A 15,402-nucleotide genomic window follows, 5' to 3' on the forward strand; every position below is an offset into this window, starting at 1 on the left:
CCGCGGCGGTACGTCACCTCGCGGCCCAGCCTGTTGGAGAAGGGCCCTTGAGCGACCTCGACACCGCCACGGAACCAAGTCCGCCCGGCAGAGCGCGCGTTCGACGCGCCGTCGCCGCCGCCGTCGCGCTGGCCGTGCTGGCCGGCGGCGCCGCCGTGCTGACCCTGCGGGACGACTCCGCCGACTCCTCCGACGCCAAGACCGGGCGCGCCGCGCAGCCGATCGACGAGGACGAGGCCCAGCGCCGGGCCCGCAAGACCGGCAAGCAGGTCGAAGTCGCCGCGCTGACCGACGAGTTCTCCACCACGACGGCCAACGCCGACGGGTCGTTCACCTACGAGGTGTCGGTCGCGCCCGTACGGGCCAAGAACGCCGAAGGCGCGTGGGCGCCCGTCGACACCACGCTGAAGCGGGACGGCGGCGGCGATGGCGATGGCGATGGCGAAGACAAGGGCTGGCGCACCGTCAACAGCCCCTACCCCGTGACCTTCGCCGCCGGCGACCCGGACCGCGCCCCCGCCCGCAAGGCGACGGCACGCACCTCCGGCTCCACCGTCCGGACGGCCGTCTTCCGCACCGGCGCGGGAGCCGGCACCGGCACCGGCACCGCCGAGCGGATCGACGACGCGGCCGACACCTCGTGGACCCGGCTGCTGACGATGACCGCCGAAGGCCACGCGATCGACCTCGACTGGCCCGGCACGCTGCCCGAGCCGGTCGTCGAGGACAACCGCGCACTGTACGAGGGCGTCCTGCCCGGCGTGGACCTGATGCTGTCCGCGCGCGACACCGGCTTCACCCACGTCCTCGTGGTGCACACCCCCGAGGCCGCCGCGCGGCTGGCCGCCGCCCCGCCGCGCTACCGCGTGACCTCGACCGACCTCACCTTCGCCCTCGACCCGTCCACCGACGTGCTCATGGCCAAGGACGGCGGCGGCAACGAGATCGCCGTCTCCCCCACCCCGTTCCTGTGGGACTCCGCGGGCACCCACGAGTCGGACCCCGAGACCGCCGACCCGGAGTCCGCGACCGGCACCAACGAGGACCCCGAGATCGTGGAGAAGACCGTGGAAGGCGCGGGCGCGGCCGATCCCGCCGCCTACGCGCGAACCTCCGCCGCGGACGACACCCTCGCCCTGCCCGCCCTGAACGGCCCCGGCGAGGGCGCCCACGCCGCCACCGCCGCCGCCGACTTCGACAACGGCAGCGGCGTCCTGACCGTCACCCCGCCGAAGAGCTACCTCACCACCACCGAGGACCTGACCTACCCGCTCTTCGTCGACCCCTCCACGACCGGCGTCCGCGCCAACTGGACCACGGTCTACAAGCGGTACCCCGGCTCCAGCTTCTACGACGGCGCCAACTACAACGAGGACACCAAGGAAGCCCGGGTCGGCTTCGAGAAGCAGACCTGGGGCACCGCCCGGTCCTTCTTCAAGATGAAGATCAAGAGCTCCATCAAGGGCGCGACGGTCTCCAGCGCCACCCTGAAGGTCCTCGAAACCCACTCCTGGTCGTGCAGCAAGCGCACCGTTCAGCTGTGGCGGACCGACCCGTTCGGCACCAAGACCACCTGGAACAACCAGCCCGCCTGGAAGCGGAAGATCACCTCCAAGTCCTTCGCCTACGGCTGGAAGTCCAACAGCGCCTGCCCCAACGCCAACGTCAACTTCACCATCACCTCGCTGGCCCAGGAGGTCGCGAACAACGGCTGGACCGACTTCAACGTGGGCCTGGTCGCCTCCACCTCGTCCTCCGCCCCGACGGGATCCTCCAGCAGCCTCGAGACGGACACGTACTCGTGGAAGAAGTTCCAGGCGGAGGGCGGCGGTTCGCCCACGGCGGCCATCACCTACAACCGCAAGCCGAACACCCCGACGACCCTCACCATGAGCCCCGGCTCCTGTGACACCAGCGCCTCCCCGTACATCAAGATCGGCAAGTCGGCGAACATCTCCATCGGCGCCAAGGCCACCGACCCGGACGGCGTGCTCAAGGAGCTGGAGTTCGAACTCACGCGGACCGACACCGGCGCCAAGACCCTCTTCCACCGGCCGACGACCAGCGGTTCGGCCATCTCGGCCCCCCTCACCGGGCTCGTCAACGGCGTCACCTACCAGTGGCGGGTACGCGCCTGGGACCCCGACGCCAGCAGCGCCTGGGCGCCGACCAGCGGCACCCTCTACTGCCGCTTCGTCTACGACGCCGCCCTGCCCGACTCCCCCGCGCCCGTCGTCTCGACGGACTTCCCCGGTGACGAGGACGAGGACGGCAACCCCGAAGCCTGGTCCGTCCAACCCTTCGGCGCCGGCGGCGCCTTCACCTTCGCGGTCGGCGACACCGCCGAGACCGACATCGTGAAGTTCGTCTACTCCATCAACTCCACCAGCTACGCCGGCTACGTCTGCGCGAACGGCAAGCAGGGCACCAGCGGCGGTCTCACGGCCTCCTGCACCACGCCCGTCAAGTCGGCCACGGTCACCGGCGTCAAGCCACCGGCCGCCGGTCCCAACACCCTGTACGTCAAGTCGTTCGACGCGGCCGGCAATCCGTCCCCCAACGCCCGCAAGTACTTCTTCTACGTCACGCCACGCTCGATTCCGGACGGCCCCGGCGACCTCAACGGTGACGGCAGCGCCGACCTCGCCCATGTCACCGCCGCCGGCAACCTCTGGATCGACACGGTCTCCGAGAACGGCGCCTGGCTCTCCAGCTCCTTCGGCACCCACGACAAGGGCGCCCTGATCAAGGACGGCGCCACCGCCCCGCACATCTGGCAGACCAAGGACGACGGCACCGTCACCTACGCCCTCGTCACCCACAACGGTGACTTCGCCCCCGCCGACGGCATCTCCGACTGGGTGGTCCGCACCCCCGACGGACGGCTCTTCGTCTACCCGGGCGACGGCTACGGCGCGATCGACGTCAGCAAGCGCATCGAGGTACGCCTCCCAGCCAACGCCCCCGCCCCCTCCACCTTCTCGGAGATCAAGTCGGCCGGTGACATCACCGGTGACGGCCAGCCCGAACTGTTCGTCGCCGGCGGCGTCAACGGCGCCGAGTTCTGGATCCTGAGCGGCTACACCGGCGGGGCGTTCAGCGAGGCCACCCAGATGACCACGACCTCCTGGGCGGAGGCCGACCGGGACTTCGTGGCGATCGCCGACTACAACGGCGACGGCGCGGCCGACATGACCTACCGCACCGCGGCGGGCAACATCATCCTGCGCAAGGGCATCCTCGACGCCGACGGTTCCGGCACCGTCCTCAAGAGCCTGGGCCAGTCCGGCTGGAGCCTGGACGGCGACGACACCTACGCCGCCACCACCTTCACCCGCGCCGCCTTCCCCCTGATCTACGGCACGCCCGACACCACCGGGGACGGCATCCCCGACATCTGGACGACCAACACCGCCGGAGCGCTGTTGCTCTACAAGGGCGGAGCCACCGCCATCGGCACCGTGACGACGCTGCGTTCGAGCGGGTACGCCACCAGCTCGGTGAAGCAACTGGGCTGACCGATCCCGGCCATCAGCGCCCTGAACGACCGGCGCCCCCGCCTACCCGGGCAGGGGGCGCCGGCATGCGCGCCTCGACCCCGCGGGCCGATCTACCTGCCTGCCCGCCTGCGTACGTACGTATCTGTCCGCCGTTCAAACGACGATGCAGGTCATGGCGGCCCACAGCAGGGGCGAGTGCTCGATCCGGCCGCCGGCCCGCCAGTGGTCGAGCTGCTCGCGCTGCCGGCGGCCGAGCGCGTGCACGGGGTCGCGGTGCTCGTGGACGCCGTCGACGGCGACGATCGCCTCCGACAGCGGACGTACGGACGCGGACAGACCGGCCAGCCGGTGGAACGCGAGGTTCGTCGGCAGCACCCAACGAGTGGCGGTGACCAGTTCCGGACCGTTGTGGATCACCGCCGTCGCCAGGCCGAACGACTCGGCGAACCGCGGATCGCCGCCGCTCTCGCAGCCGATCAGGGCGACACGGCGTGGCGCGGGCCAGATCCGCGCGCCCGGCTCACCGTCCGCGCACAGGGGAAGCGTGCCCAGCAGCAGGTCCACATGCGTCTCGGCAGAGCGGACGACACCGCGAACACGGTGTGCGGACAGACCCGGTGATGCGGACACGGCCATGCGGACACGGCGATACGGCCACGGCGATGCGGAGCACGAACCCGCCGGGCCACAGAAGAACTCCGGCGGTAATTCCCGTCCCCGCCGCACGGGTTGGCCGGCTCGGCCGGGCGACGAGATCCGGGATGCACGGCGGCCCTGCTGAGGGAAACAGGGCGGAGGGGAACCGGGCGAACAGATCAAGCCACCTGGCCGAGTTGTGCATGATTCAAGCACATGCTGCACACACTTCCCACACATTGCAGGCACTCGTTCGCCGAATCGATACATCGCCGCTCTTCACCACAAATCCCGTACGCCGCACGGCGGACACAGCGACATCGGTGCGTACGGGCCCGACCTGACCGCACTCCATCGTGTGCGCGCCGCCGACCACCGCTACGGCGCCGAACGAGACGTCCCGCGTCCGGGGATCCGCCGGCCACGAAGGCGTCCGGTTCTCCATGGCGGCGCGGTGAGGACCTGCGACTACCATCCACGACATGGCGTTACTTGAGCGGGGGCTCTGGCTTGATGCGCTGCGACAATGCCCAGCGGGGCGGGTGGCCCTGGTGTCCGGTGAGGCGGGTATCGGCAAGACCTCCCTGGTCAGGGCGTTCTGCGACGGCCTGACCCGGCCGGTCCTGTGGGGTTCGTGCGACGCGCTGCGGACGCCGCAGCCACTCGGCCCGCTCCACGACATCGCACGGCAGGCGACAGGTGAACTGGCCGCCGCGATGGCCGCGGAGAGCTCGCGTCAGGCGATGTTCCACGCGTTCCTGGACCAGTTGACGGCGCGGGAAGCCGTCGCCGTGGTGGAGGACGCGCACTGGGCCGACGAAGCGACACTCGACCTGCTCATGTTCGCCGCCCGCCGGATCTCGTCCACGCGTGGCCTGCTCGTCATCACCTATCGTCATGACGAGGTCGGACCGGACCACCCGTTGCGTGCCCTACTGGGAGCGCTCTCCACCGACAAGAACGCGCTGCGCATCCGACTGGCACCGCTCTCGGCCGCGGCCGTCGCGACGCTGGTCGGGCCGGACGGTCCGGATGCCGCGGAACTGCACGCTCGGGCCGGCGGCAACCCGTTCTTCGTGACCGAGGTCCTGGCCGATCCCGACCGCCGGGTTCCCGAGACCGTGCGCGACGCGGTGCTGGCACGGGCGGCCGGTCTCGGCCCCGCGGAACGCGACGCGCTGAACTCGGTGGCCGTCTTCCCCGGTTACGCCCCCGCACCATTGGTCCAGGCTCCGGGGAAGGCCGTCGACGGCTGCGTGGATGCGGGAATGCTGGTCCGCGACGGCACCCGGATCCTGTTCCGCCACGAGCTGGCCAGACTGGCCATCGAGGAGGGAATCGCGTCGGCGCGCAAGACCGAGCTGCATGAGCGTGCGCTGGCGGATCTGACGCGGTGGGGCAGCGATCCGGCCCGGCTCGCCTATCACGCGGAGGAGGCGGGCGACGCGACGGCCGTACTCGTGCACGCCGGTGCGGCGGCGAGGCGGGCAGCCGCCGTCGGGGCTCACCGGCAGGCGGCCGATCACTACGCCCAGGCCTTGCGGTTCACCGACGGAATCAGCCCGCGCCGACATGCGGAACTCCTTGAACGCCATGGCGAGGCGTGTGCGCACGCCGGACGGAGTGCCGCGGCCGTCCTCTCCTCCGTTCGGGCGATCGAGTACTGGCGGGAGGAAGGCGACCAGGAGCGCGAGGCCGCTCTGATGGCGTGCTGCTCCTACTACTTGTGGAACCAGGGCCGCAACGCTGAGGCGCATGCCATGGTGCGGCAGGCACTCGCCCTTGCCGAGCGGCTGCCGGAGGGCCCCGGGCTGGTCGCCGCGTACACCTGGTCGGCATACCTTCTGATGCTTGCCAGGGACGTCCCCGGGGCGGTGCGGACCGGCAGCCGCGCAGCCGTGCTCGCCGAGCGGTTCGGTGAACAGACCCTGCTGGCCCGGGCGCTCAACGCGGTCGGCTCCGCACAGTGGTCCACCGAGCCCGACCTGGCCGTGCAGACCATGCTCCGAAGTCTTCGGGCGGCCCACGCGGCAGGCGACGACGGCGCCGTCGGAAGCGCGATGGTCAACCTCGGATCCGCGGCAGGCGAGGTCCGCCGCTACGACCTCGCGGAACACTGGCTGCGCGAGGCCATGAAGTGGTGCTCCGACCGCGACCTGGACGACGTACGGAGTTACGCCACGGCATGGCTGGCCCGATGCCTGTGGGAGCGCGGGCAGTGGCCGGCGGCAGAAGCGATGGTGGAGCAGGTGGGAGCGACCGAGTGCACCCCGAGCCGGATCGTCGCGCTCACCGTGCTGGGGCGGCTGTGGACCCGGCGGGGAGAGCCGGGTGCGGCGGACATCCTCGACGAGGCGTGGTCACTGGCTGAACAGACCGGAGACCTGCAACGCCTGTGGCCGGTCGCCGCGGGACGCGCCGAACTCGCGCGTCTGAGCGGACAGCAGGCCGACAGCAGCCTGTCCGAGACCTACGAACTGGCGGTACGGCTCGGCATCGGCTGGGCCATCGGTGAACTCGGGCAGTGGCTGGAACCGGAGCCGGGAGAAGCCCACCGGGCCGCCGCCCCGCCTTACCGGATGAACCCCGTCGAGGCCGCCCGGACCTGGGACGAGCTCGGTTGCCCGTACGAGTCGGCCATGGCGCTCGCTCAGAGCCCGGACCACCTGCGTGAGGCCTTGCGCCGGTTCGAGGGCCTCGAGGCGCGGCCTGCCGCGGACCAAGTGGCCCGGCGGATGCGCGACCTGGGAATCCGGACACCACGGCGTTCCACTCTGGCCCATCCCGACGGGCTCACCGCACGCGAAGCCGACGTCCTCGGCCTGCTCAAGGACGGGCTGCGGAACTCCGAGATCGCCGACCGGCTCCACATCACGGAGAAGACGGCCGGGCATCACGTCTCCTCCATCCTGGCCAAGCTCGGCGTGCGTACCCGCCGGGAGGCCGCCAGACATGGGGAGTTGTCGGAGCGGACATAGGTAATCGCTCCCGATGCCCCCATGCCGCTCCCAGACCGACAGTGGCGGTCGGAAAGGAGCGTGCAACATGCCGCGATATCTCGTGCAACGGACCTTCACCGAGGGTCTGCACATCCCGACGGACGACGAGGGCGCCAAGACCTGTCGGAGCGTCATCGAGGGCAACGCCGCATCGGCGGTCACCTGGGTTCACTCGTACGTGAGCCGGGACAAGAGCGTGACCTACTGCGTGTACGACGGGCCGTCTCCGGAAGCCGTACGCCAGGCCGCGCAGAGCACAGGCCTGCCCGTCGACCGGATCACCGAGGTCAGCGTCCTGGATCCGTACTTCTACCACTGAACTTCCACCACTCACCCTCGCGGAGTCGACGACACCGGTGGCCCGCCCGCGGCGCCTCCCGGCTACGGGCGGGCGGCGACACGGGAGGGCGACCCGACTCCCGGCACCAGCGAACAAGGAGGAACATTGAGGGCATCACCGAATCGAATCGGCCGCACTCCCGGCAGACCCGGCTTCGCGTCCGGGCCGCGGAAGCGGGCGGGACGGTCGACGCGATCACCCAGGGCGATGATGCTGGTGATGGTCGCGCTGCTGGCGACCGCCTTCGCCGTGACACCCGCCTACGCGGACGATCCGGGACTGAACTGCGCGGTCTCCGCGACCGGTTCCCTCTCGGTCTCGCCGTCACCGGTGGTCTTCGGCCAGAACGCCCAGGTGCTCTGGGGCGCCGACGGCGTGGACTGCGGCGCGGACGACGCGCTGCAGATCACCGGCCCCGGCTTCGACCCGGCGACCGAGATCTTCCCGGTCGGCGGCAGCTCTCATCCGGTGTTCATCACGTCGACCGGCACGGTCACGTGGAACCTGACGGTGATCGATCTGTCGTCGGACACCGGCTACAGCAGGGTCCTGGCCTCCGTGGCGGTTCCGGTCACCGGCGTCAGCGTGGTACCGAACGTGCTGGGTGACTCGCAGGACCAGGCCGCGCGGGCGCTCTCGGCTGCCGGGTACGTGGTCGGCGAGGTAGGCACCGTGGTCGACTGCGACAACGTCAACCGGGTGAGCCGCCAGAGTCCGAGTGCGGGCACGCCGCTCGTGCCCGGATCCTCGGTCGCGCTCACCATCGGCATCAAACCGGCGCGACCTCGCCTCTGCCAGTAAGGCACTGTGCGTGCCGGCACGCGCACCGGGACCGGGCTGCCCCGGTCCCGGTGCGCGTACGCCCGACCACCGCGCACACGGCCTCCGCGTCCAAAGGCAGCGAGCAGATCAAGGCGCTCGAACGGGACCTGCGCGTCCGGCTGTTCGACCGGGACCGCCGCTCGGTCGCCCACACCCGGTCGGCGCCGCCCTGCTCCTGCCCACCCGCGACTGCCGGTACGCCACGGTTGCCCGAAGCTCAAGCCGCGTTCCCCGGATGACCAAGGACGCGAAGCGGCGCATGGGCGAGTTCTCCGTGCCTGCTCCCCCGGCGCCCGATCCGGGGCCCTACCAAGACCAGAACTGAGACCCTCGACAGCCGCGCGGCCCGCGCCCAACGCCGCACCCGCACCCGCACCCGCACCCGCACCCGCACCCGCACCCGCCAAAAGCAAAAGCCCCAGGTCACGGCGAGTGAGTCCTGAGGCTTCGGCAGAGCCGCCTTCGGGATTCGAACCCGAGACCTACGCATTACGAGTGCGTTGCTCTGGCCATCTGAGCTAAGGCGGCGCGCTGTCCACACCATGGTGCGATCAGCAACGTCGGTAAGTCTACACAGTTTCCAGGGGTGCTCCGAACGGGCCCCGGGAGCGGTCCTCCCGGGGCCGTGCGGGTCGCTACTTGCAGCGCTTGCCGTCCGCCGGAGGGGTTCCGTGGAGCAGGTAGGTGTCGATCGCGGAGTCGATGCAGGAGCTGCCGCGGCCGTAGGCGGTGTGGCCGTCGCCCTCGTAGGTGAGGAGGCGGGCCGAGGTGAGCTGGTGGGCCAGGGACCGGGCCCAGCGGTACGGGGTCGCCGGGTCACGGGTGGTGCCGACGACGACGATCGGGGCGGCGCCCTTCGCCTCGATGCGGTGCGGTTCGCCCGTGGGCCTCACCGGCCAGTACGCGCAGTTCAAGGAGGCCCAGGCGAGGCCCTCGCCGAAGACCGGGGACGCCTTCTCGAAGGACGGCAGCGCCTTCTCGACCTGGTCGGGGGTGGAGAAGGCCGCAGGGAGGTCGAGGCAGTTCACCGCCGCGTTGGCGGCCATCAGGTTGGCGTAGCGGCCGTCGCCGTCCCGCTCGTAGTAGCTGTCGGAGAGGGCGAGCAGGCCCGCGCCGTCCTTGTCCTTGATCGCCGAGTTCAGCGCCTCGCGCAGCTGCTCCCAGGTGCTCTCGTCGTACATCGCCGCGATCACCCCGGTGGTGGCGAGGGCCTCGCCGAGCTTGCGGCCGTCCGGGTCGCCGGTGGGGATGGGGTGCGCGTCGAGCTTGCGGAAGAAGGCCTTGAGGTTCTCGCCGACCTTGGCAGGAGCCGTGCCCTTGCCGCCGAGCGGGCAGTCGGACCGCGTGACGCAGTCCTTGGCGAACGACTGGAACGCCGTCTCGAAGCCCGCCGTCTGGTCCAGGTTCAGTCGGCCGGCGGGCAGCGCCGGGTCCATCGCCCCGTCGAGGACGAGCCGGCCCACCCGGTTCGGGAAGAGCCCCGCGTACGTCGCGCCGAGGAACGTCCCGTACGACGCCCCCACGTAGTGGAGCTTCCCGTCGCCCAGGACCGCGCGCAGGATGTCCATGTCACGGGCCGTCTCCACGGTGGAGACGTGCCGCAGCAGCCGCGCCGAGTGCGCGCCGCAGCCCTCCGCGAACTCCTTGTACGCGTCGACGAGTTCGCCGGCCTCCCGCTGGTCGTCGGGGGTGGTGTCCGTCTGCGTGTACGTGTCCATCGCGCGCCCGTCGAGGCACTCCACGGGCTCACTGCGGGCCACGCCCCGAGGGTCGACGGCGACCATGTCGTACCGGGCGCGGACCCCGGCGGGATAGCCGATGCCGGCGTACTGCTGGAGGTAGCCGACCGCCGAGCCGCCCGGTCCGCCCGGGTTCACCAGCAGCGAGCCGATCCGCTTGCCCGGGCCCGTCGCCTTCTTCCGGGTGACCGCGAGCCGGACGTCGCCCGCGCCCGGATCGGCGTAGTCGAGCGGCGCCTTCAGGGTGGCGCACTCGAAGCCGGGCACACCGCAGCCGCGCCAGCTCAGCTTCTGCCCGTAGTACGGCGCGAGCGCCGACGGCGTGGCCCGCGGCAGGGCGACGAGCGCCGCCACCGCCGTGGACCCCGCGGAGCTCGTCGTCCCCGCGGCGGAACAGCCGGAGACGAGCAGCGCAGCGAGCGAGAGGAGGGTGACGCCGGTTCGGGACCTGCGGAGAGAGCGCCTGATGTGCATCCAGCGAGCGTAACTCTGTGCAATGACACGAACGCCGTACGTACGCGAACGGACACGGACGAGTGACGCCGTCAACCCAAGATCGACGTCGGGCGCCGATGTCGGGCCGCCCCGCTCGCCGACGCCGGGCCCGAACGGCCGGTTCAGCCCGCTCTCAGCGCCATCGTCATCGCCTCCACCGCCAGCAGCGGAGCCACATTGCGGTCGAGGGCCTGTCTGCACCCGGCGATGGCCTCGATCCGGCGGAGGGTCGACTCCGGGCTGCTGCCGCGGGCGAGCCGCTCCAGGGCGTCCTCGGCGTCCACGTTGGCGATCGCGACGCGGGAGCCGAGCTGGAGGGCGAGGACATCGCGATAGAAGGCGGTCAGGTCGGTGAGCGCGACGTCGAGGCTGTCGCGCTGCGTACGCGTCCTGCGGCGCTTCTGCTTGTCCTCCAGGTCCTTCATCACGCCCGCCGTACCGCGCGGCATCCGGCCGCCCTGGACCGCGCCCAGCGCCGCCTTCAGCTCCTCGGTCTCCTTGCCGTCCATCTCCTCCGCGAGCTGCTTGGCGTCCTCGGTCGCCGCGTCGACCAGCTCCTGGGCGGCCCTGAGGCAGCCGCCGACGTCGTCGACCCGCAGGGGCAGCTTCAGCACGGACGCGCGGCGCTCGCGGGCGGCGGGGTCGGTGGCCAGTCGGCGGGCCCGGTCGACGTGCCCCTGCGTGGCCCGGGCGGCGGCCGCGGCGAGAGCCGGGTCGATGCCCTCGCGCCGGACGAGCATGTCGGCGACGGCGTCGACGGAAGGGGTGCCAAGGTTCAGGTGCCGACAGCGGGAGCGGATGGTGGGCAGCACATCCTCCAGGGAGGGCGCGCAGAGCAGCCAGACCGTTCGTGGGGCGGGCTCCTCGACGGCCTTCAGAACGGCGTTGGCCGACTTCTCGTTCAGCCGCTCGGCGTCCTCGACGAGGATGATCTGCCAGCGGCCCGTGGCGGGCGAGGTGTACGACTTACGGACCGTGTCGCGCATGTCCTCGGCGAGGATCTGCGCACCGACGGCGGCGACGGTGTTGACGTCGGCGTGGGTGCCGATGAGCGCCGTATGACAGCCGTCGCAGAACCCGCAGCCCGGAACGCCGCCGAGCGCCCGGTCCGGGCTCACGCACTGGAGAGCGGCGGCGAAGGCCCGCGCCACCTGGCCGCGACCGGCGCCGGGCGGGCCGGTGATCAGCCAGGCGTGCGTCATCTTCGACGTCTCGGGCGGCGGGGCGGCTGAGCCGGCCGCGGTGACGAGCGCGTCGGCGTCCCGAGCGGCGGCGACGAGCTGCTCGCTCACCTTGTCCTGCCCGACGAGGTCGTCCCACACGGTCATACGCACGCCGCCCTTTCGTCACGTTTCGCGTTGCGGCTTCCATTGTGCGGGGAGCCACTGACAATCGAGCCCCGGGCGAGGCCGACGTCCCGCCCACGACCGGCGGCGGGACGCCCGGCGGCGCCGAACGCTCAGCGGCGCCGACCCCGCCCGCGGCCCTCGCCGTCGTCGTTGCCGTCCTCGTCCCGGCGCGGGCCCAGCAGTTCGTCCGCCAGCGTCGGCAGATCGTCCAGCGGGGTCTCCTCGGCCCAGTCCGACCGTGGTCGCTGCCGGGGCGCGCCCTCCTCGTCGACCTGCGGCAGCTCACGCGTACGGTCGTCGGCTCCGTCCGGCCGCGCCCCGTCCCGCTCGCCCCGCTCGTCGCGGAAGTAGCCCGGCGGCACCCGGTCCGAGGGGCTCCGGTCCCGCACGGGCGGCAGCACGGCCGTCTCGTCGGCGGGGTTCCCCTCGCGTACCGGAGGCAGTACGGCCGTCTCGTCCTCGGAGCTCTCGCGGCGCACCGGCGGCAGTACGGCCGTCTCGTCCGCGGCCCCCGGCGGAATCGAGGGCTGCGGCAGCTCGGCCGTCACCTCGGCGTCACCCACGCCCGCGGAGCCCGAAGGCTTCCCGGATCGGGACGCGTTCCCGGTCGGCCGGGAGGGCTGCGCGGGCTCCTTGTCCATCCGGATCGGCGGCAGCACCGCCGTCTCGTCCACCGGCCCGCCCGACGCGTTCGTCGGAGTCACCACCGGCGTCGGCACGGTCACGGCCTCCGGCGGGACCGCCGGGGCCGCCGGGGCCGCCGAAGCCGCGGTCGGCGTGGGACGCACCGGCTTCGGTCCGACCTGTGCCGCGGCTGCGGCCTGCTCCGCCGCGCGCCGGGCCTGCTCGGCGCGCAGCAGCGCCTCCTCGGCCTTCCGCTGCTTCTCCAGGCGCCGGGTCTCGGCCTCGGCGCGCAGCCGCGCCTCCTCCTCGGCCTGCCGGCGGCGCCGCTCCTCCTCCGCCTTGCGGCGGGCCTCCTCCTCGGCGCGGGCCTTCTCCTCGGCGAGAAGCCGGACCCGCTCCTCCTCGGCACGCCTGCGCGCTTCCTCGGCGCGCAGCCGCGCCTCCTCGGCCTGCCGTTCGGCCTCGCGCCGCTGCGCCTCCTCCAGCTCGCGCCGCTTGCGCTCCTCCTCCTCGGCGCGCAGCTTGGCGAGCTGCTCCTGACGCTCGCGCTCCAGGCGCTCCTCCTCGGCCTTGCGCGCGGCCTCTTCCTCGGCCTTGCGGCGGGCCTCCTCCTCGGCCTTCCTGCGCGCCTCCTCCTGGGCCTTGATCTCGGCCTCGGACAGGGGCAGCAGCTGGTCGAGCCGGTGCCGGACGGCGGTCGTGACGGCCTCGGGCTCCTGGGCCGCGTCGACCACCAGGTAACGGCCCGGGTCGGCGGCGGCCAGCGTGAGGAAGCCGGAGCGCACCCGCGTGTGGAACTCGGCCGGCTCCGACTCGAGCCGGTCCGGTGCCTCCGTGAAGCGCTCGCGGGCGGCCTCCGGCGACACGTCCAGCAGGACCGTCAGATGCGGGACCAGGCCGTTCGTCGCCCAGCGCGAGATCCGCGCGACCTCGGTCGGCGACAGGTCGCGGCCCGCGCCCTGGTAGGCCACGGACGAGTCGATGTACCGGTCGGTGATGACCACCGCGCCGCGCTCCAGGGCGGGCCGGACGACGGTGTCGACGTGCTCCGCGCGGTCCGCCGCGTACAGCAGGGCCTCCGCGCGGTGGGAGAGCCCGGCGCTGGAGACGTCCAGCAGGATCGAACGCAGCCGCTTGCCCACGGGCGTGGCCCCCGGCTCACGGGTCAGGACGACCTCGTGGCCCTTGGCCCTGATCCACTCGGCGAGCGCCTCGGCCTGCGTGGACTTGCCGGCGCCGTCGCCGCCCTCCAGGGCGATGAAGAAGCCCGTCCCGACCGATGTCTGCACCGGGTCGTCGCCGCCGAGCAGCGCGTCCCGCAGGTCCTGCCGCAGGGGTACGCCGGCACGGTCGTCGATCTTGGCCAGCACCAGTGCGGCCACCGGCAGCAGCAGCGCGCCGACCAGCATCAGCGTGAACGCCGCGCCGCCGTGCGCGAACACGAACTTGCCGTTCTCCAGCCGGTGCGGTCCGATGAGCGCCGCCACCAGCGGGGCGATCACCACGCCCAGCGCCACCACGACCCGTACGACGGCGTGCAGGTGCTCCGTCGTCCGCGCCCGGCGGTGTTCCTCGGTCTCCTGGTCGAGCAGGGCGTGCCCGGTGTTGGCGGCGACGCCCGCGCCGACGCCGGCCAGGGCCAGGATCAGCAGCACGCTGGTGACGTCCGGGACCAGCCCGGCGGCCAGCAGCGCCACGCCGGTGAAGGCGATGGCCAGCGCGAGCAGCCGACGCCGCGACAGCGACGCCAGCACCTTCGGCGCCGTACGGATGCCGACGACGACCCCGCCGGTCAGCGCGAGCACGAACAGCCCGTACATGACCGGACCGCCGCCCAGGTCCTTGGCGTGCAGCACGGCCACGGCGACCGCGGCGGAGACCGCCCCGGCGACGGCACCGCAGGCGAGGATCAGCAGCGGGATCGCGCCGGTGCGGCCCGCGTCGACGCCGGTGGCGGTCCTGGGCCGACGCAGCCCCTCGAGCGGCGACCGCGCGCGCGGGGTGCGCACTCCGGGCAGCTCCAGGAAGGTCACGATGGACAGGGACCCGGCGAAGAGCCCCCCGGCGACGTACGAGGCGAGGGCCGCCTGGTGCTGTCCGAACCAGGCGATCCCGGCGCCCAGGAGATTGTTGAACAATGCCGCGGCGACCAGCGTGGCCGCGCCCAGCGGGATCGTCACGAAGCTCGTCCGCAGCGACAGGCGGCGCAGGGCGTCCATGTGGTCCGGCAGCGGCCGTACGGTCGCGCCCTCCAGCGGCGGGGCGGGCAGCAGGGCCGGCGACGCGCTCTCGCGGGCGACGGTCCAGAACCGCTCGGCGACCCCCGTCACGAACACCGTGACGAGCAGCAGAGCGGGCGCGTCGTCCGGCGTCCAGTCGATCCACAGGGGCGCGACGATCAGCAGTGCGGCGCGCACGCCGTCCGCGCCGACCATCGTCCAGCGGCGGTCGAGCGGGCCGTCCGGCGAGGTCAGTGAGGTCAGCGGGCCCAGGAGAACGGCGCCGAAGAGGAGGGTGGCCAGAATGCGCACCGCGAAGACGGTCGCCACCGCGAAGGCCACGCCGCGGTAGCCGCCCCCGAAGGAGCCCTCCACGATGGCCGCCTGGAGGACGAGGAGGACGAACACCAGGAGTGCGAGGGCGTCACCCACCCCGCTCACCAGCTGTGCGCTCCAGAGCCGCTTGAGCTGCGGCTCGCGCAACAGGGCGCGCACAGCGCGCTCGCGGGAGTCCGCCACCAAGGCGTCGTCCGGTGCCGGGTGGTGGGCCGTTGGCTGCTCGGCTCGCGTCATGCTTTCAGCCTATCGGCCGCGACTGACACGCTGTCGCCCCCGTCCACGCGTGCGACCGCCCCGACACCAAAGTGATGCCGGGGCGTTGGTTTCGCGAACCCGCCGT

Annotated in this window: 8 protein-coding genes, 1 tRNA gene and 1 pseudogene; 5 read left to right on the top strand and 5 right to left on the bottom strand. The window is 72.3% G+C overall.

Annotated features, from left to right (window positions below; translation table 11 throughout):
* Window positions 1-47 precede the first annotated feature (47 nt).
* Window positions 48-3,518 (top strand): DNRLRE domain-containing protein, encoded by a 3,471-nt coding sequence (locus tag ACIRPU_RS12280; RefSeq protein ID WP_403865313.1) that lies wholly within the window; start codon window positions 48-50, stop codon window positions 3,516-3,518.
* A 135-nt stretch (window positions 3,519-3,653) separates the two neighbouring features.
* On the opposite strand, the gene ACIRPU_RS12285 is transcribed toward ACIRPU_RS12280, so the two are convergent.
* Entirely contained in the window at window positions 3,654-4,136 is a 483-nt protein-coding gene (locus ACIRPU_RS12285; protein WP_403865316.1) for a hypothetical protein, read from the bottom strand.
* Window positions 4,137-4,618: 482 nt separating this feature from the next.
* Between ACIRPU_RS12285 and ACIRPU_RS12290 the strand changes: the two genes are divergently transcribed.
* The 4 genes and pseudogenes from ACIRPU_RS12290 to ACIRPU_RS12305 all read left to right on the top strand — a co-directional run.
* Window positions 4,619-7,114 (top strand): ATP-binding protein, encoded by a 2,496-nt coding sequence (locus ACIRPU_RS12290; protein ID WP_403865319.1) that lies wholly within the window; start codon window positions 4,619-4,621, stop codon window positions 7,112-7,114.
* Window positions 7,115-7,181: 67 nt separating this feature from the next.
* Complete coding sequence (locus ACIRPU_RS12295) at window positions 7,182-7,454, top strand: DUF4242 domain-containing protein (RefSeq protein WP_403865322.1); 273 nt, start codon at window positions 7,182-7,184, stop codon at window positions 7,452-7,454.
* Between the two features lie 240 nt (window positions 7,455-7,694).
* Entirely contained in the window at window positions 7,695-8,276 is a 582-nt protein-coding gene (locus tag ACIRPU_RS12300) for a PASTA domain-containing protein (RefSeq protein WP_403865325.1), read from the top strand.
* Between the two features lie 98 nt (window positions 8,277-8,374).
* Window positions 8,375-8,484 (top strand): annotated as a pseudogene (locus ACIRPU_RS12305) (LysR family transcriptional regulator); the annotation flags it as partial.
* A 267-nt stretch (window positions 8,485-8,751) separates the two neighbouring features.
* Here the strand turns inward: ACIRPU_RS12305 and ACIRPU_RS12310 are convergent.
* The 4 genes from ACIRPU_RS12310 to tmk all read right to left on the bottom strand — a co-directional run bounded on the left by ACIRPU_RS12310 (window position 8,752) and on the right by tmk (window position 15,296).
* Window positions 8,752-8,825, bottom strand: a tRNA-Thr gene (locus ACIRPU_RS12310).
* A gap of 107 nt (window positions 8,826-8,932) precedes the next feature.
* Window positions 8,933-10,510 (bottom strand): alpha/beta hydrolase, encoded by a 1,578-nt coding sequence (locus tag ACIRPU_RS12315; protein WP_403865328.1) that lies wholly within the window; start codon window positions 10,508-10,510, stop codon window positions 8,933-8,935.
* Window positions 10,511-10,653: 143 nt separating this feature from the next.
* Window positions 10,654-11,859, bottom strand: coding sequence for a DNA polymerase III subunit delta' (locus tag ACIRPU_RS12320; protein WP_403865331.1), 1,206 nt, complete (start codon window positions 11,857-11,859; stop codon window positions 10,654-10,656).
* 131 nt (window positions 11,860-11,990) lie between these two features.
* Entirely contained in the window at window positions 11,991-15,296 is a 3,306-nt protein-coding gene (gene tmk, locus ACIRPU_RS12325) for a dTMP kinase (protein ID WP_403865334.1), read from the bottom strand.
* Window positions 15,297-15,402: the final 106 nt, after the last annotated feature.

This window comes from Streptomyces sp. NPDC102259, from assembly GCF_044766465.1.
GTDB lineage: Bacteria > Actinomycetota > Actinomycetes > Streptomycetales > Streptomycetaceae > Streptomyces.